The sequence below is a fragment of the Vibrio sp. V15_P4S5T153 genome, from assembly GCF_963874485.1.
Lineage (GTDB): Bacteria > Pseudomonadota > Gammaproteobacteria > Enterobacterales > Vibrionaceae > Vibrio > Vibrio anguillarum.
Window position 1 is genome coordinate 1,570,210 of the sequence record NZ_CAWNHR010000011.1, and the last position, 16,839, is coordinate 1,587,048.

14 protein-coding genes and 1 pseudogene are annotated in these 16,839 nt (G+C 46.4%); 8 read left to right on the forward strand and 7 right to left on the reverse strand.

Translation table 11 applies throughout. The annotated features are described in order from the left end of the window. Window positions 1–59 precede the first annotated feature (59 nt). Window positions 60–1,076, reverse strand: coding sequence for a TDT family transporter (locus tag AACT42_RS09125; RefSeq protein ID WP_094132519.1), 1,017 nt, complete (start codon window positions 1,074–1,076; stop codon window positions 60–62). A gap of 117 nt (window positions 1,077–1,193) precedes the next feature. Between AACT42_RS09125 and AACT42_RS09130 the strand changes: the two genes are divergently transcribed. From AACT42_RS09130 to dapD, 3 genes are all read left to right on the forward strand, one after another. After that, window positions 1,194–2,087 carry a LysR family transcriptional regulator gene (locus AACT42_RS09130; RefSeq protein WP_013856148.1) on the forward strand — a complete coding sequence of 298 codons (894 nt, stop codon included), beginning with the start codon at window positions 1,194–1,196 and terminating at the stop codon, window positions 2,085–2,087. A 97-nt stretch (window positions 2,088–2,184) separates the two neighbouring features. Further along, window positions 2,185–2,484 carry a YebG family protein gene (locus AACT42_RS09135; RefSeq protein ID WP_010318120.1) on the forward strand — a complete coding sequence of 100 codons (300 nt, stop codon included), beginning with the start codon at window positions 2,185–2,187 and terminating at the stop codon, window positions 2,482–2,484. 248 nt (window positions 2,485–2,732) lie between these two features. After that, entirely contained in the window at window positions 2,733–3,764 is a 1,032-nt protein-coding gene (dapD, locus tag AACT42_RS09140; RefSeq protein WP_094132522.1) for a 2,3,4,5-tetrahydropyridine-2,6-dicarboxylate N-succinyltransferase, read from the forward strand. Between the two features lie 127 nt (window positions 3,765–3,891). Here the strand turns inward: dapD and AACT42_RS09145 are convergent, their stop codons facing one another. Together AACT42_RS09145 and AACT42_RS09150 are read right to left on the reverse strand one after the other, a co-directional pair. Beyond that, window positions 3,892–5,076, reverse strand: a complete 1,185-nt coding sequence (locus AACT42_RS09145; protein WP_094132525.1) for an NnrS family protein — start codon at window positions 5,074–5,076, stop codon at window positions 3,892–3,894. A gap of 180 nt (window positions 5,077–5,256) precedes the next feature. Then, window positions 5,257–6,372 (reverse strand): GNAT family N-acetyltransferase/peptidase C39 family protein, encoded by a 1,116-nt coding sequence (locus AACT42_RS09150; RefSeq protein ID WP_094132528.1) that lies wholly within the window; start codon window positions 6,370–6,372, stop codon window positions 5,257–5,259. A gap of 70 nt (window positions 6,373–6,442) precedes the next feature. Between AACT42_RS09150 and AACT42_RS09155 the strand changes: the two genes are divergently transcribed. From AACT42_RS09155 to AACT42_RS09170, 4 genes are all read left to right on the forward strand, one after another. Next, entirely contained in the window at window positions 6,443–7,894 is a 1,452-nt protein-coding gene (locus AACT42_RS09155) for a RimK family protein (protein WP_017046561.1), read from the forward strand. A 66-nt stretch (window positions 7,895–7,960) separates the two neighbouring features. Next, entirely contained in the window at window positions 7,961–8,902 is a 942-nt protein-coding gene (locus tag AACT42_RS09160) for a zinc transporter ZntB (RefSeq protein ID WP_094167983.1), read from the forward strand. A 10-nt stretch (window positions 8,903–8,912) separates the two neighbouring features. Continuing rightward, a complete protein-coding gene (locus AACT42_RS09165; protein WP_176429079.1) occupies window positions 8,913–9,464 on the forward strand; it encodes a gamma-glutamylcyclotransferase family protein in 552 nt (183 codons plus the stop codon). A gap of 156 nt (window positions 9,465–9,620) precedes the next feature. Then, the gene (locus AACT42_RS09170) at window positions 9,621–10,619 is read left to right on the forward strand and encodes a substrate-binding domain-containing protein (protein WP_094131952.1); all 999 of its coding nucleotides are present in this window, start codon (window positions 9,621–9,623) and stop codon (window positions 10,617–10,619) included. Window positions 10,620–10,688: 69 nt separating this feature from the next. On the opposite strand, the gene galM is transcribed toward AACT42_RS09170, so the two are convergent. The 4 genes and pseudogenes from galM to galE all read right to left on the reverse strand — a co-directional run bounded on the left by galM (window position 10,689) and on the right by galE (window position 15,214). Continuing rightward, complete coding sequence (galM, locus tag AACT42_RS09175) at window positions 10,689–11,723, reverse strand: galactose-1-epimerase (RefSeq protein ID WP_237666784.1); 1,035 nt, start codon at window positions 11,721–11,723, stop codon at window positions 10,689–10,691. A gap of 30 nt (window positions 11,724–11,753) precedes the next feature. Further along, a pseudogene (galK, locus tag AACT42_RS09180) lies at window positions 11,754–12,905 on the reverse strand (galactokinase); the annotation flags it as partial. 189 nt (window positions 12,906–13,094) lie between these two features. Then, window positions 13,095–14,147, reverse strand: a complete 1,053-nt coding sequence (locus AACT42_RS09185) for a UDP-glucose--hexose-1-phosphate uridylyltransferase (RefSeq protein ID WP_017050435.1) — start codon at window positions 14,145–14,147, stop codon at window positions 13,095–13,097. 53 nt (window positions 14,148–14,200) lie between these two features. Then, window positions 14,201–15,214, reverse strand: coding sequence for a UDP-glucose 4-epimerase GalE (gene galE, locus AACT42_RS09190; RefSeq protein ID WP_094131954.1), 1,014 nt, complete (start codon window positions 15,212–15,214; stop codon window positions 14,201–14,203). Between the two features lie 292 nt (window positions 15,215–15,506). Here galE and AACT42_RS09195 point away from each other — a divergent pair, with 292 nt between their 5' ends. After that, the gene (locus tag AACT42_RS09195) at window positions 15,507–16,817 is read left to right on the forward strand and encodes an MATE family efflux transporter (protein ID WP_081244942.1); all 1,311 of its coding nucleotides are present in this window, start codon (window positions 15,507–15,509) and stop codon (window positions 16,815–16,817) included. Window positions 16,818–16,839: the final 22 nt, after the last annotated feature.

Sequence of the window (16,839 nt, forward strand, 5' to 3'; positions counted from 1 at the left end):
TTAGCATAAGTGCATTCTATACTTGAGAATTTTATGTTTTGAATTGCCTAAACTGCAGGCTATTTCATTTCACAGTTCAATGCGTGTTCGTCTTGCTCTTCTAGCTCATTCATGCTGCTGAGTAGCACGCGATGAGGTTGATAGAAATTTAAGTAACGAATAGCAACATAACCCACCACAATAGTTGCCACAATCAACTCTAACCCAGCCAACCAATGCACTTGCTGTACATACTCAGCACTCACCCCAACGGTTTCCATCCAATGTGTGAGTTTAAATAGCGCCGTTGCACCAATCACCATTGGGAAGGTAAACGCTGCGTAGCCTGGACTAAAAGGCAAGCGTAATAATTTAAAGAAAGCTAAGTAGATAATCGTTGTCATTAACACGGCAATACCAAATAAAATGCCGATAATCACTGGCGATGGGTTAGCCGTGACAGTTAAGTAACCAGCCAATGAGAGGCTCGCTGGTGCCGCCAAAATAGCCATGGTTGGTTTTGCTGCATCTGGAACTTCATGTGTGAACATGAAACGGTAAATCATCATCGGCAGCATCACCGCATAAGCGACTAAACCGAACATCATGGCTGCATTTGCGATTGGTGCAAGTGCTGGGTTTCCAGAAAACGCCACGTCAGCCACAATAATACCCACAGGTGGAACGAACCAACTTGGCACCATGTGGTGAAGTTCAAAAGACTGCGCACGATGGTACAAAAAACTGACCAAGAAGATGATGTGTAAACCCACAGCAAATAGCCATAACGCATCACCGGCCATTGGGTAAAAATGGCCTAATGAATTGGAAACCACCATTGTGCCCATCGCAAAAGTAGGCACAACACTGCCCACGACCGGATGAGCGAGATCTTGGCGTAATAAGTGGCCATGAAAAAGAAATTTAAACGCAAGAACCACCAGTAACACGCTGGCAATAACGGCCCCACTTAATTGTCCATAACCTTGTAATGGTGCAAAGTTTTCCCAACTCCAACCCAAGCTTGCGATGCCTAGAGCTAAACCCGCCATAGGGGTTGGCGCACCCATAACTTTCGCTTTTGCTGCTCGAATCATATTGACCTCTCATCAGAACTAACAAAGTAGTTGTTCAATGTCGCTATCATACGCTTGCCTTTTGTTCTGATATATCTAAATATATAGAACACACGTTCAGATTAATTAAACAAAATTATGGCTGCCAATATTTCTCTTAAGCAATTGAAAGTATTCACTTCAATTACGCAACACAAAACCTTGACCCAAGCTGCAGAGGCGCTGTTTTTGTCAAAAGCGGCCGTGAGCATGTCACTGTCTGAACTGGAAAAACAGCTTGGGCATGCGCTGTTCGATAGGGTCAATAACCGTTTAATCCTCAATCAAGAGGGACAAAAACTGTTGCCGCTCGCCGATGAACTGCTAAGCCGTGCGAGCAACATCAACCAACTGTTTGACAGTGAGCAAACCCTCGCAGGCCAATTGCGCATTGGTACCAGTGATACGATTGGCAACCATGTTGCGCCTTATCTACTCAGTCAATTTCGCCAGCAAACCCAACACATCTCGCAAAGTTTGTTTATTTCCAACTCGGCGCTGATTTGCCAAAAGTTGGTCGATTACGAACTGGATCTTGCGTTGATTGAAGGAAAAACACTGCACCCAGAGCTGATTTCAACGCCTTTTTCACACGATGAAATGTGTATTATTTGCGCACCCGAACATCCACTCACAATGATAAATCAGCTCACCCTCAATGATTTCGAACAGAGCCAATGGGTATTGCGCGAAGCGGGTTCTGGCTCGCGAGAGTTTTTCTTACGGGCTATCGCACCACGACTTGAGCAGTGGCATGAAGCCTTTGAATTGAATACCACTGAAGCCTTAATCAACAGTGTTTCGGCAGGGTTAGGTTTGGGCTGTTTATCCACCCTTGCTGCGCATTCAGCACTGCAAGATGGCCGGGTTAAAAGACTCGATGTTCCGCTGGACATGAAACGCCGTTTTTGGCTATTGGTGCATAAAGAAAAATACCAAAGCCCACTGCTCAAACACTTTATTGAATTTTGTTATCAATGGAACAAAGAGTAGCCATCCACCTCTCACTTTTTCCTGCTCACCTAGACTTCATGGTTTAAAAACTGTATAAACAGCCAGTAGAATTAATGACTAAGTTAGAGGATTAACCATGGCTGTAATCGTCAAGTACGTGGTGGAACGCAACGGAGAAGAAAAGATGACTTTTACCTCTAAAGCAGACGCTGACGCTTATGACAAAATGCTCGATATGGCAGATGAGCTTTTCGAACTGTTAGGGAAAAGTGAGTTGCTAGAAGATGAAGCCAAGCAAGAAGCTTTGGCGATGTTCTTAGCGCAAAACAAAGAAGAAGTGCTTTACGCACTTGGCGCAAAGCGCAAGCCTGCACCGGCTAAGCCTAAAAAAGCCAAAGCGGTAAAAGACGAAGCACCAGAAGAAGATGCAGCTTAAGGCGATTAAACGCTTAACTTAAGATGATAGAACGTGAAAAGGCCGCTGCTTCGTCAGCGGTTTTATATTTCTGTCTAAAGAAATACATCGCTAAAAAGACAAAAGGTATCGTTTTACGGACTTTCTCCCCTTTTGCCCTTTCCTACCCCTGCCTCACTCTTTATGATGCTTGATAAATCGAGTGCGCCGCAATGATGCTCAACCTACGCTGGCGAGCGCATCAATAGTGACAACATGGAGATATCAAGATGGCTTACTTTGCACTTGCCTTTGGCACGGCAACCAAAAACCGTGATGGAAAAATTATTGAAGCGTTTTTTCCAGCGCCAATTCTCAACCCAAGTGACGCACTAGTGAGCGAGCTTGCTCAAGTCTCTGGTTATGGCGAAGGCAACCAGTATATCGACATCTCAACCGAGCAAAGCGCCCAACTCGCCGCGATATTTGCTCAACATGATCAGGCTAACAATGCCAGTTTTGCCGATAAAGCCGCTAACGCCTCACAACCACTGGTGCTGGTTATTTTAGCTTCCGACCAACAGCCTCAATCAGTCGCTGAAGGCTTTTTGAAGCTACAACTGATTTCACACCGTTTAGTGAAACCACACGGTACTGTGCTTGATGGTATTTTTGGCCTGCTGCACAACATCGCATGGACTAATGAAGGTCCTATCGACCTACCTGAACTAGCAGATCGTCAAATTGAAGCTCGCCTTGCAGGCCGAGCTTTAACGGTAGATTGTGTCGATAAATTCCCGAAAATGGTTGATTACATTGTCCCAGCGGGCATCCGTATTGCGGATACCTCGCGCGTTCGCCTTGGCGCGCACGTGGGCGAAGGTACCACTGTGATGCATGAAGGTTTTATCAACTTCAACGCTGGTACAACAGGCGTGAGCATGGTTGAAGGGCGTATTTCTGCTGGTGTGGTTGTTGGTAATGGATCGGACATCGGCGGTGGCGCTTCTATCATGGGTACGCTTTCTGGCGGCGGTAAGGTCGTGGTCTCTATCGGTGAAAACTCACTGCTTGGCGCAAATGCAGGCTTAGGTTTCCCACTCGGCGATCGCTGCACGATAGAATCAGGTTTATATGTAACTGCTGGTACTAAAGTGCGTATGCTCGATAACCAAGGCCAAGAAGTGGAGATCGTTAAAGCACGTGATTTAGCTGGTGTATCGGATCTACTTTTCCGTCGCAACTCGATCACAGGTCAAATTGAGTGTTTAGCCAATAAATCAGCCGTTGAACTGAACAGCATGCTGCACAGCCATAACTGATCCAGTTTTTCTGATAAAACGGCTTGGCGATGTGCCAAGCCTTTTTCTTTGGCGCGCTTTCTACTGCTAGGCTACTTTCTACTTTCTACTTTTTTATTTTGCTACTTCCACGTTACGAGCCAAACCGTTATCCCGGGTGGCCATCGACTCTCGGCGTAAGTAACATCGTGCCGAATTTCCACACAAACAGAGTAAAAGCCAATATCCAGAGTGCGGCGCTGATATTCAGCATCAAAAAGAGTTGTGCTGGGAAAAACGCCACACCGAGGCTGCGTACCAATGCCGACATCATCAAAGCCGCAAACGCAATACTCATTTTAGGCCCTTGATAAATCGCCCTGCCGGTATGCCCCATGGTCACGCGTGCAATCATCGACAAAATCAAGCCTGAGATGGCTCCAATGGCAAAGAGATGGATCAGGTTATGAGTGACATATACATCATCAATCAACCCGCGCAATAATAAGCTCAAAGGAATGCAGGCATACGCAGCGTGCAGCGACCAAACCAGAGGCTCACTCAGTGTTAGCCATGGTTTCCAACGCATCCAACGTACCCACTGCGCTAACCCAGCCAGTAACATGATAGGCTGACCAATCTGCACCATCGTCAGCGGGAAGAAACTCAAAATAAACAAGGCCGCAATGGGTGCATTGGCTAACCAATCGAGCCATACCCATGGCTGTGCTTTTTCAAAGTTAAAACGCCTTGCGCTGAAGAAAGGGATCACGCGTGCTCCCATGACTGATAGCAACAATGTGAACCACCACAACATCGCCTGCCATACCGCCGCTGAGCTAAAGGGCGGCATTCCTTTGATGGTGGCATAACTCGCAAAGTTCGCGCCGATCGCTAAAATAAACAGCGGCACAAAAAAGAGATTTTTCCAGCCTTTCGCTTGCACTACTCGGCGGCCAATTTCATAGGCCGAAGCCGCCAAAAAAAGCGCTTCGACAGAAGAGATGACCCACAAAGGTGTCGGCGTCCACAATAAGATTCGAGGCGCTAGCCACAAGGCGACTAACACGGCTAAGCGATAATGTTTCGTGCCATTAATGCCAGTCCAGTTCTGTACGGCAGTCAATAGAAAACCGACCACAATTGCCATAGCAAAACCAAACAGCATTTCATGTACATGCCACCACAGCGCAGGAACTTGCAATGCCGATGGCTGACCGGTTTGAAACATCCAGACCCATAACGTCACCGCTAAAACGGCATATACGCTACCAAGTAGGAAAAAGGGACGAAAACCAAGGCGCAACCAAGCGGGTATGCGTTGTTCTACTTGTATATCGGTAATATTGAGCACTGTGACCTCTTACGGCGGTGGTGGATATCATGACAGACGACCAACACCACAAGCACAATTTAAGCCAATAAAAATACCGAATAAAAACAATAAAATAAGAAATATCACTCAAAAAAAAGAGTCATAACAACTCAAGAAAAAACAGTCATTATGACTCAACGAATTCACTTAAACTCTATCCTAACCAGTGGTTACACGCATGGCACTGCGGTTCGGGCTAATCACCACACAAGCCGTCTGTTTTTGTTTACCAAAACCGATGATTTGTGACAGCGCTTTTTTGCCGACCGGAATGAAGGCCGAAGCCATCGCATCCGCTTCTGTTTCTGCATGTGGATCGTGAATGAAGAAGAATTTATCGCTCATACCACTGAGTACGATCCAATGCGGCTCTTTCTTACCATCGAAACGATAAGTGCTGATGAGTAGCAGCACACATGCCCCTTCCGTCACCCACGCTTCTAGTTGCTCTTGACTCGGTGGTGCATCAATCATCGCCACATCTTGATGAGTAAGCTGCTCACAAAAATCAAGATGAACCAATTCGATAACTTGTTTTTTATTGGCATCTCGCACGCTATCAATAAAAGGCGTGCTTTTGGATTGGCTCCACAGCTCCACATGATAACCGCGTCGACTAGCAGCCAATGCCAACCCTTGGCCGCTGCACCCACCGTGCCCTGCCGCCATAAAAATCGTTGTCGCTTCTCGCCACAGTTGCAGCTCAGCGGTGCGACTCGGCTCAAACGATTTAGACAAGCAAGAAAAGCTCATCAGCAAGCATGCCGCACCGCAAGTAAATGGCGTAGTCTGAACATAAAGTGGCATCGGTAATTGCACCTTAGGCCCTTGTGGCGACAAGCGTTTTTGCATCCGGCGTCCATTACACAAATCATCGTAATAATGGATAAGAAATTTCAGGGTTTTATAGCCCATTTTTTCATATAAATTTATCGCTGCCGTATTGTCTTCACGCACTTCTAATCGTAATGTAGTGGCACCTTGATCAAGAGCAGCACGCTCGCATTGCTCGACCAAATTTTGAGCAATCCTCCGGCCTCTGAAATCAGGTTTTACGGCAATCGAATACAACCTTGATAGCTGTGTACCTTGATGAAATAGTAGCAATGCATATCCAGCCAGCTCTGTGCCGGAATCGGCCACAAACAACACCGCTTGGTTGGAATGTAAAAAACGCTTCATTTGACGTGGAGAGATTTTATCTCCGTCAAACAGCTGTTGTTCTAACGCATTAAGAGCAGTGAGATCAGCACTTTTCGCAAGACGAAAGTCCATACGACGTCCTTAAGTGGTTGGCAAGATTGCGGCTCAATATTATTCCTATTGATTAAGGAAAAGAATAGCAATGGCAAACCTTTTGATCGTGACCGACCAGTCCAGTGACTGGCAACAATATTTCCCCTCAGAGCAAGTGGTAAGTGTAGACCAATACCTCAACAGTAATGGCACCCATACTCATCGCAGCCTGCAAGTGGTCAACCTGTGTCGCGATTATGGCTACATGAGCAGCGGCTATTACTGCTCGCTGATGGCAGAGGCACGCGGCCACCGCGTTATCCCTCGAGTGATGGCAATCAACGACATCAATCAACCCTTTTTACTCTCTTCTGGCTTATTGAAACTCAATAAACTGTGCGCCCAAACCGATTTTATACAGTGCAAAATTTATTTTGGCCGCACCGCAGAAAAAGGCTTGGATAAACTGGCTCGCCGTCTGTTTGAACAGTTTATGGTGCCCGTCATTGAGTTGGAAATGAACCGCGTTCAAGGGCAGTGGCAAATCAGCAAAATTGGCCCTTTCCCATTCCAAGATTTGAACGACCAAGAGCAAGATTTCTTCGTCGAATCATTAGAACTGTTTTCAACCAAAGTTTGGCGTAAACCGAAGCAAGAGAAAAAGTACCGTTACGATATTGCCATGCTGGTGGACGAAGAAGAGAAAATGCCACCTTCTGATCCCTCAGCATTAAAACGTTTTCGCCGCGCCGCAAACCGTTTAGGGGTGAACCTAGAAACCATTTCACCGGATGACTTATCGCGTTTGGGTGAATTTGATGGCTTGTTTATTCGCGCCACCACGAACATCAGTAATTACACTTACCGCTTTGCAAAAACGGCTGAGAAAATGGGCTTGGTGGTGATGGATGATTCTGAATCGATCATGAAATGCACCAATAAAGTGTTCTTAACTGAGTTGTTGCAACGCAATAAAGTGCCTGCGCCAAAGGGCGTGATTTTGCAAAGTTTTGATGAGCAATGGAAAAGCAATGTCATGCAGGAGTTGAGCTTTCCCATGGTATTAAAAATTCCAGATGGCGCATTTTCACGTGGCGTGGTCAAAGTACGCGACGAGCAAGAGCTGGAACGCGAAGCCGGCGCACTGTTTGAAAAAAGTGCTCTGATTTTGGCACAAGCCTTCATGCCAACTGACTTTGACTGGCGCATCGGTGTAATGAACCGCCAAGCCATCTTCGCCTGCAAATACATGATGAGCCGCGGCCACTGGCAAATTTATCAACATCACAACAGTGGCCGAGTCTCTTCTGGCGGCTTTGAAACCTTGGATTTAAAACAAGTACCTAAAAACGTGGTTGATGTTGCCTTAAAAGCGTCAAACCTTATCGGCAGTGGCCTATACGGCGTTGACTTGAAAGAGATTGATGGCCAAGTTTACGTAATCGAAGTGAACGATAACCCTAGTATTGATCACCAAGTTGAGGATGCGTTTTTAGGCGATCTTCTTTACGATAGGATCATGACTGAGTTTCTGCGCCGTATTCAAATGCGCGGCTTCTGATCTCAATTGGTATAATCTACTGCTCCTCAATGCAGAGTCATTGAGGAGCAAGTGATAAGGATATTCATGGAATTTTTGATCGACCAGTGGCATTTTTCTGCATCCGCTCCGCAGCAAAAACTCAATAGTGCTTCACTGATTGAATCAGGGAATTGGTATCACTGCCAACGCGATATTCCCGGTTTAAAAGAGTGGTTGCTGCAGTATCAGATCCCCACTTCAATTGTCGACAGCCTCTTAGCAGAGGACACTCGCCCACTGTTTGAGCAATACGATGATGATAACTTTTTACTGATTTTGCGTGGCGTCAACATGAACGACAACGCAAACCCAGAAGATATGTTGAGCGTTCGCATTCTCTATTTCAATGGCGCGCTATTTTCAACCCGAAAAATCCCGTCAAAAGCCGTCAATGTAATCCGTGACCTACTTCAGGCCGGGCAAGGCCCGCAAACTCTTTCAGATGTACTCGTGCAGATCATTGATGGTTTAAACAAAAACATCGATAACTACTTAAACAGCATTGAAGCGAAAATCACCCAATACGATAACGAGATTGAACTCAGTGACGAGCTGATGCAGACGCATAAAGCGCTGCTCAAAATCAAACGTTTTATCAAACCTCAGCAATACGCCATCGATGATTTCAGTGATTCCAAAGTCTCGCTGGCAAATGATAAAAACTTGCGTCTGCGCCACAGCGTTAACACCATCACGCGCATTAATGAAACCCTCGATTTTTACCTTGGTGAGCTCGAACTGATCAAAGGGGAATTACGTCAATATCATGCAGAGAAGATGAACCAAAACACCTATTTATTCTCGGTGATTGCGGCGATCTTTCTACCCACAAGCTTTTTAACTGGCTTACTTGGGGTTAATGTCGGCGGTATTCCCGGCACTGAATCCCCCGTTGCTTTTGCTCTCTTTTGCATCGCACTGGTTGGTATTTTTGGTTTAGAGTTTTGGATTTTGCATCGGTTACGTTTTTTCAATAAGGAGTCGTAATTCACTGATGATGTATATTTTTGGTTATGGCAGCTTGATCAACTCCGCTTCTCGCCAGTTAACAGGGCAAACAGGAAGAGCTATTCCCGTGGTCGCGCATGGTTTAGTTCGTTACTGGGGAAAAATTGATGAGAGCTACATATTGTCACCTTTGGTGGTGAATGAAGGACAAGGGCAAGTCAACGGCGTACTGCTGGAGATCGATGAAACTGCTTTGGCAGAATTTGACCGTCGAGAGCGTGGTTATGAGCGAGTGCCCCTCAACGCTAATCAAATCGAGAGTGATGACGCGTTTAACCTCCAATGTCCGATTTGGGTTTATGTCAAAGAGGCACCAGAGCCTCCCTGCGAGCGAAGCCCTATCGTACAAACCTATGTCGATACCGTGCTGGCTGGTTGTTTAGAGTTTTCAGAAACCTTTGCGCGCCATTTTGTTGAGCACACGGTTGGCTGGCAACATCCGCTGATTAACGATCGCCTCGCGCCGAAATACGGTAATTTAGCAGGGGTAGAACCCTGTCATCATGCGATCATTGATGAGCTGATTGCTACGGTCCGTTAGCGCATTAGCTTTTATTCCAATTTTAAACGTTTACATTAATTAGAAGCCTTGATTTACCTATATAGAAAGTCGTAATTATCACATTGATTGCATTGTTCGTTTGCCTTATTTACACCACCATTGTTAAATACAGCGAGCAATAGCAAGAGGTGTAATATGGCTACCATAAAAGATGTAGCTCGCGAAGCCGGTGTGTCAGTGGCAACGGTTTCACGAGTCATCAATAAATCCCCTAAAGCGAGTAAAACATCGATTGAAGCGGTCACCGCCGCAATGAGTTTACTTGGCTATCGGCCTAACGCCGCCGCACGAGCTTTAGTCAGCCAAAGTACCGACACCATAGGCGTGCTAGTCAGTGACGTTTCCGATCCTTTTTTTGGCATGCTCGTGAAAGCGGTCGATAATGTGGCTCATGACAATGGCAAGCATCTGTTGATTGGCAATGGTTATCACCGTGCTGAAGAAGAGTGCCAAGCGATTGAACTGTTGATCAACAGCCGTTGTGACGCTTTGGTGATTCACTCGAAAGGTTTATCGGATCAAGAATTGATCGACTACGCCGCCGAAGTGAAATCGATGGTATTGATCAACCGTCATATCCCGCAACTGGCTAACCGCTGCATCTCATTGGATAACTACAAAGGTGCTTATTTGGCGACTGAGTTTTTGATCCGCCACGGTCATAAAAAAATCGCTTGTATTGGCTCTTCTCATTCGATTGAAGACGCTACAGATCGCGTAGCTGGTTATCAAGCCGCGTTGAAAGATCACGGTATTGAGATCGCTCCTAATTACATCGAGTTGGCCGAACCACACAGCGAAGGTGGCGAGCAAGCGATGACTCACTTGCTGATCCGTTCGATCGACATGACTGCCGTGGTCGCCTACAACGACAATATGGCAGCGGGCGCGTTAAATGTGCTTGAGGAGAATGGTGTAAAAAGCCCTGAGCAAATTTCAGTGATCGGCTTTGATGATGCGTTGATCGCACGCTACATTCGCCCAAGGCTGACCACCATCCGCTACCCAATCGAGATGATGGCTGAAAAAGCCGCTAAACTGGCACTCCAATTAGCCCGTGGCGAAACGATAGAAAAAGAACCGATGATTTTCTCACCGACTTTGGTGCGTCGAGATTCGGTAGAAAAAATCTGACGCACTCAGGTTACACTTTCACTCGCCACTTTGGGCATCAATACTCAACATCTAAGCGACGCACCCACCTTAAACGTCAAATTGGTAAATGGTGGTATGAGTATATTCTTGCCCTGGCAGAGTAATACAGCTGGGTTGCTGCCATTCGGGATGATTGGGAGCATCCGGCAAGTATTGAGTTTCTAATGCGACCCCTGCATAGCCTTGATAAACCCCACCGCGCCGATTGGGCGTCCCCGATAGCCAGTTTCCACTATAAAGTTGTATGGCTGGCTTAGTCGTAAATACGCTCATGGTTACCTTTGCATCTGGTGACTTCAGTTGCGCGGCGCACACGGTTAAATCAGCTTTATCAGGCAATAAATAACTGTGGTCATACCCTTTGCTTGCTTGTTGCTGCTCATCTTTGAGTAAGTCACGACCTATTGATTTTGCAACGCGAAAATCAAAGCCCGTGTCGATGACAGATTTTGGCCCTGACAATGGGATTCCATGTGGATCTGTGGGTAAAAATTGATCGGCTTTTATAGAAAGTGAATGATCTAAAATCGTATGATCACTCTCTGCGCCTAGCAAATTAAAATAGGCGTGGTTGGTTAAATTAAGCGGCGTTGGTTTATCTGTGGTCGCTAAATAGCGGAGGATCAATTGATTCTGATCGTTCAGTTCATAGCTCACGGCAATGTCAACATTACCGGGAAAACCTTGGTCACCATCCGATGAATGGATTGAAAACGTCACCTGTTGAGCACTTTTGTGAGCAGTAGTCCAACGACGCTGATCTAACCCTTCAAGACCGCCATGCAAACTATTTCCAGCTTGGTTGGTCGTCACTTGATAGCGTTGATCATTTAATTCAAATTGGCCTTTAGCGATCCGGTTGGCATAACGGCCCACAGTGACGCCCATATAGCTTTGTTGCTGCTGGAAGTCGCTCATGGTGGAAACACCCAACAGAACTTCTCTGCGTTCCCCATCCTTAAGCGCCAACTCACAACTGAGCCATGTCGCGCCAATATCCATTAATACTACGCGGCTACCAATGCGGTTAGTCAAACTAACAAGTTGTGCAGGGCGGCCATCATAGGCCACTTGCTGAGTCATAGTGTGAACAAGTGAAGATGTACAGCAAGCCTCCACTAGACCAGCTCCCTTTTTTGCTTGGCAGACGTAAATCGACGCTTTCAGGCCAGTCGCCACTTCATATTTCTCATCGACAGCCGCTTTCACTGCATCAACCAATGTCGGTGGGACAAGTGCCACAATACAGCCACCAAAGCCGCCCCCAGTCATACGCACACCGCCTTGGTCACCAATCACTTCTTTGATGATATCAACCAAGGTATCAATCTCTTTGACCGTAATTTCGAAATCATCACGCATCGATGCGTGTGATTGGGCCATCAGCTCGCCCATGCGCTTCATGTCGTGGGCGCGCAACGCTTGGGCCGCTTCAACAGTACGGTCATTTTCAGTAATGATGTGACGAGCACGTTTAGCCACCAGCTCATCAAGCACAGAGACTTTTTGGTTAAACTGTTCAATGCTTACATCACGCAGCGCTTTTACGCCAAAAATACGCGCAGCCTCTTCACACTGCTGGCGGCGGGTGTTGTATTCGCTATCTACCAAGCCGCGTTTTTTATTGGAGTTGACGATCACAACGGCCATCTCTTCTGGCATTGAAACCGCTTGTGTTTCCAAGCTACGGCAATCTAAAAGTAGCGCGTGGTTCTCATGACCTTGCGCCGAAATCATTTGATCCATAATGCCGCAATTACAGCCAACAAATTCGTTCTCGGCCTGTTGGCCATTTAGTGCAATTTCCGCTTGAGAAATATCCAGTTGATAAAGTTCTTTAAAAGTTTGACCGATCACGACCTCAAGCGCAGCCGAAGAGCTAAGCCCCGCTCCCTGTGGAACATTACCGCTGACAGTAATATCCGCTCCGGTAAACGAGTACCCACGCGCAAGCAAACATTTCACCACGCCGCGAATGTAGTTCGCCCACATTTTGTCTTGTTGGAAAGTAATCTCTTGGGTGAGGTCAAACTCATCAAGTGCATTGCCATAATCAACAGACACGATGCGCACTAAATTATCTTCACGCTTGGCCGCCGCTACCACGGTTTGGTAGTTAATTGCGCAGGGGAGCACAAAACCGTCGTTATAGTCGGTGTGCTCACCAATCAAGTTCACACGGCCAGGTGCTTGGATGATATGACTAGGCGCGTAGCCCAACACTTGCTCAAAAGACGCTTTCACATTTTGGATTAAATCAAACATTTGCATTCCTAAACTCATAAACTGGTTTTCATTTCCCATTAACCACTTAGCACTATGAAAAAAACTTTGTTAAGCCCAAGTCGTTGGAGGCGCAGCGAGGTGATAAGTAAATTCAGCCAATGAACATAGATTACCTATGTTCTTAGGGTGCGTTTACGCAGCAACAAGGCTACAACTGCACAGATGACGTTACTGCTCTTTGTAGTGAACATCACTTAGCTCGCGCAGACGCTGCGCCGCTTGTTCTGCGGTTAAATCTCGTTGGCTTTCAGCCAACATTTCATAACCCACCATAAACTTACGAATCGAGGCACTGCGCAGCAGTGGTGGGTAGAACAGTGCATGCAGTTGCCAATGGTCAATGTTCGTACCCTCTTCAAAGAAAGGCGCGTAATGCCAGCCCATAGAATAAGGGAAAGAACATTGGAACAGGTTGTCGTAACGGCTGGTCAGTTTTTTGATCGCAACGGCGAGATCGTCACGTTGCGCATCACTCAACTCACTCATGCGACGGATATGCGTTTTTGGCAGCAACATGGTTTCAAATGGCCATGCAGCCCAGTAAGGCACAACAGCCACCCAATGCTCTGTTTCCAGCACAATGCGTGAGCCATCTTTCAGCTCAGCTTGCACATAATCCACCAGCAGGTTACTACCCTGCTGTTGGTAATACGCTTTTAGGTTGTGCTCCTTGCGTTCAATTTCATTGGGTAAGAAGCTATTAGCCCAGATTTGGCCGTGTGGGTGAGGTTGGGAACAACCCATGGTTTCGCCTTTGTTCTCAAATGCTTGCACCCAAACGTACTCTTTACCTAACTCTTCGATTTGATCGTTCCACGTATCAATCACGCTGCGAATGTTGCCCACGGGTAACTCTGGCAGAGTTTTGCTGTGATCTGGAGAGAAACAAATCACTCGGCTCAAACCACGCACACCTTGAGTTTTGAATAGAGGGCTATCGGACTTCGGTGCATCTGGCGAATCTACCATCAGTGCTGCGAAGTCGTTGTTGAATACGTATGTACCTCGGTAGTCTGGGTTGACATCACCAGAAATACGCTCGTTTGTCGGACAAAGAAAACACTTCTCATCATAACTTGGCAGTTCATCTACCGCTGGCTTTTCATCAGCCCCGCTCCAAGGGCGTTTAGCGCGATGTGGTGAGACTAAAATCCACTGCCCCGTGAGTGGGTTGTAGCGACGATGTGGATGATCCACTGGGTTAAATTCAACATTCGACATATTGCTTACTCAATTATGCTATTTGATAGTCCGGCGCGTCACGCCGGATAAAACTAGTACCCTTGCGGGTTATTGGATTGCCAATGCCATGTATCAGCAGCCATTTCATTGATACTGCGCGTCGCCTTCCAAGCCAGATCTCGCTCCGCTTTTGTGGTACTAGCCCAACACTCGGCAATATCACCCGGGCGGCGTGGGCAAATATCATAAGCAATAGGAACACCACTTGCTTGAGCAAAGGCTGAAACTATCTCTAACACACTCGATCCGTTACCCGATCCAAGGTTGTAAATATGCCTTCCCGCTTTCATCGCAACCGTATTTAAAGCGGCCAAATGGCCATCGGCTAGATCCATCACATGAATGTAATCACGCACACCCGTACCATCCGGTGTGGGATAGTCGCTACCAAATATGGATAACTTCTCGCGGCGACCTACCGCAACTTGGGCAATAAACGGCATCAGATTATTCGGCACACCTTGCGGGTCTTCGCCCATAGTGCCAGAAGGGTGAGCCCCCACAGGGTTGAAGTAACGCAGTAAGGTCACACTCCAATCTGGCTCAGCAACCACTAAATCCGACAGGCACTGCTCAACCATATATTTGCTACGACCGTAAGGATTGGTGGTTGATCCGGTTGGAGAATCTTCAGTTATCGGCACGATTTCAGGATCGCCATACACTGTCGCCGATGAACTGAATACAATACTTTTCACTCCAGCTTTACGCATACTGCGCGCTAGCACCAACGAACCATTGACGTTATTGTCATAATATTCGAGCGGTTTTATCACGGATTCACCGACGGCTTTTAAACCTGCGAAATGAATCACAGCATCAATATTATGTTCAGAAAATACCTTATCGAGAAAGGCCTCATCACGGATATCACCATGATAAAACACGGGTGTTTTATCTGTCAGTGCATGGATACGGCTTAATACTTCAATCTTCGCGTTAGATAAGTTGTCAACGATAATGGGGTCGATACCCGCTTGTATCATTTGTACACAGGTATGACTTCCGATATAGCCCATACCGCCCGTCACTAATACTTTCACCATACTCTCCTATTGGGATACCGATAGAGGTTGATTCTCGCTCTTGAAAAAGTCTAACAGCCTTACTCGCTTTCAATCTGTGATCAAAACACCACAATGTAAACGTTTCCACGAAAACTCTAAAACAATTCCCTTCACTTAACTGATTTTATTTAAATTACGTATACAATACGCACAGGTAGGCTCTAGTGAGATATTTTGCTGCCCACCACCTTGCACCATCATCTTCTCTAGTTCGACTTACCTTGCTGAGTTTTAGCCCATGACCCAAAGCCGTGTAGAACTGAATAACCGAATGAATATCGTCACTTTGACTTGGCCGATCTTTATTGAGATTTTATTACGGACGGCGATTAACACCAGTGATGTATTTATGCTGAGTAGTTATTCAGACAAGGCTGTATCAGCGGTTGGGGTTATCACTCAAATCAATTTTTTCTTGCTGATTGTCTCAATGATGGTCAGCAGTGGTACAGGGATCCTAATTGGGCAATACAATGGCTCTGGCCGCCAAAGTGAATCGGCACATGTTGGGGTGGCCAGTTTACTGCTTGGATTAATCATTGGCTCATCGCTCAGTTTAGCCGCTTATTTGAGCGCTAATTCAGTCATGAATGCCTACGGCTTAGAAGCGCAGGTCGCACAATATGGCTATGAATATCTGGTTATCAGTGGCAGCTTTACAGTAAACGTTACCATCGGCATTGTACTGGCGACGATTTTGCGCAGTAACGGCTACTCCAAAGCGCCGATGTTCATTAATTTATTTGCCGGATTATTGAATATCATCGGTAACTATATTGCTATTTTTCAACCCTTTGGACTGCCCGTCTACGGTGTACAAGGGGTTGCGATATCAACAGTATTCAGCCAAATTGTCAGCACTATTTTGCTGTACTACACCGTTAAGTACTACCACATATCACTACCGGTGAAAGAGTGGAAAATCATCCCGAAGCCGCTATACCAGAAGATCATCAAGATCGGCATGATGAATGCGGGAGAGATTCTTTCCTATAACATGATGCAACTGACGGTGATTTTTTTCGTTGTAAAAATGGGCACGGCTTCACTGGCCGCGTTTACTTATGCGCAAAATATTGCCCGCCTCGCCTTTGCATTCTCAGTAGCTCTTGGGCAAGCCGGGCAAATTCAAACTAGCTACTACATTGGTAAAGGTTGGGTGGATGAGATTCTGACTAAAGTACAACAATATTTTGTGGTTGGCTTTCTCGTCTCCAGCACATTGACGATCTCAATTTATCTACTGCGCGCTGACATCATCGCCCTCTTCACTTCTGATCCTGAGATAACGGCCTTGGTCGCAGGGTTAATTGCTGGCTCCATTGCAATGGAAGCTGGGCGCACGTTTAACCTAATTTTTATTGCCGCACTCAAAGGCGCAGGAGACATTCGCTTTCCAGTGCAGATGGGCATATTAAGCATGTGGACTTTTGGCGCAGGTTTAACTTACTTATTTGGCTTACATTGGGGATGGGGAGTTATGGGTGCATGGGTGGCCATTTCGGTGGATGAATGGTTTAGAGGCCTCATCATGTTTAGGCGTTGGCGATCTAAGGCTTGGACTAAGTTTAAACTCAGTTAACCCATGCCTGTCTGTTTATCGT

Coding starts and splice junctions, on each gene's coding strand:
- AACT42_RS09125 (WP_094132519.1), bottom strand. CDS start 1,076: ATGATTCGAGCAGCAAAAGCGAAAGTTATGGGTGCGCCAACCCCTATG.
- AACT42_RS09130 (WP_013856148.1), top strand. CDS start 1,194: ATGGCTGCCAATATTTCTCTTAAGCAATTGAAAGTATTCACTTCAATT.
- AACT42_RS09135 (WP_010318120.1), top strand. CDS start 2,185: ATGGCTGTAATCGTCAAGTACGTGGTGGAACGCAACGGAGAAGAAAAG.
- dapD (WP_094132522.1), top strand. CDS start 2,733: ATGGCTTACTTTGCACTTGCCTTTGGCACGGCAACCAAAAACCGTGAT.
- AACT42_RS09150 (WP_094132528.1), bottom strand. CDS start 6,372: ATGGACTTTCGTCTTGCGAAAAGTGCTGATCTCACTGCTCTTAATGCG.
- AACT42_RS09155 (WP_017046561.1), top strand. CDS start 6,443: ATGGCAAACCTTTTGATCGTGACCGACCAGTCCAGTGACTGGCAACAA.
- AACT42_RS09160 (WP_094167983.1), top strand. CDS start 7,961: ATGGAATTTTTGATCGACCAGTGGCATTTTTCTGCATCCGCTCCGCAG.
- AACT42_RS09165 (WP_176429079.1), top strand. CDS start 8,913: ATGTATATTTTTGGTTATGGCAGCTTGATCAACTCCGCTTCTCGCCAG.
- AACT42_RS09170 (WP_094131952.1), top strand. CDS start 9,621: ATGGCTACCATAAAAGATGTAGCTCGCGAAGCCGGTGTGTCAGTGGCA.
- galM (WP_237666784.1), bottom strand. CDS start 11,723: ATGACTCAGCAAGTGGCCTATGATGGCCGCCCTGCACAACTTGTTAGT.
- AACT42_RS09185 (WP_017050435.1), bottom strand. CDS start 14,147: ATGTCGAATGTTGAATTTAACCCAGTGGATCATCCACATCGTCGCTAC.
- galE (WP_094131954.1), bottom strand. CDS start 15,214: ATGGTGAAAGTATTAGTGACGGGCGGTATGGGCTATATCGGAAGTCAT.
- AACT42_RS09195 (WP_081244942.1), top strand. CDS start 15,507: ATGAATATCGTCACTTTGACTTGGCCGATCTTTATTGAGATTTTATTA.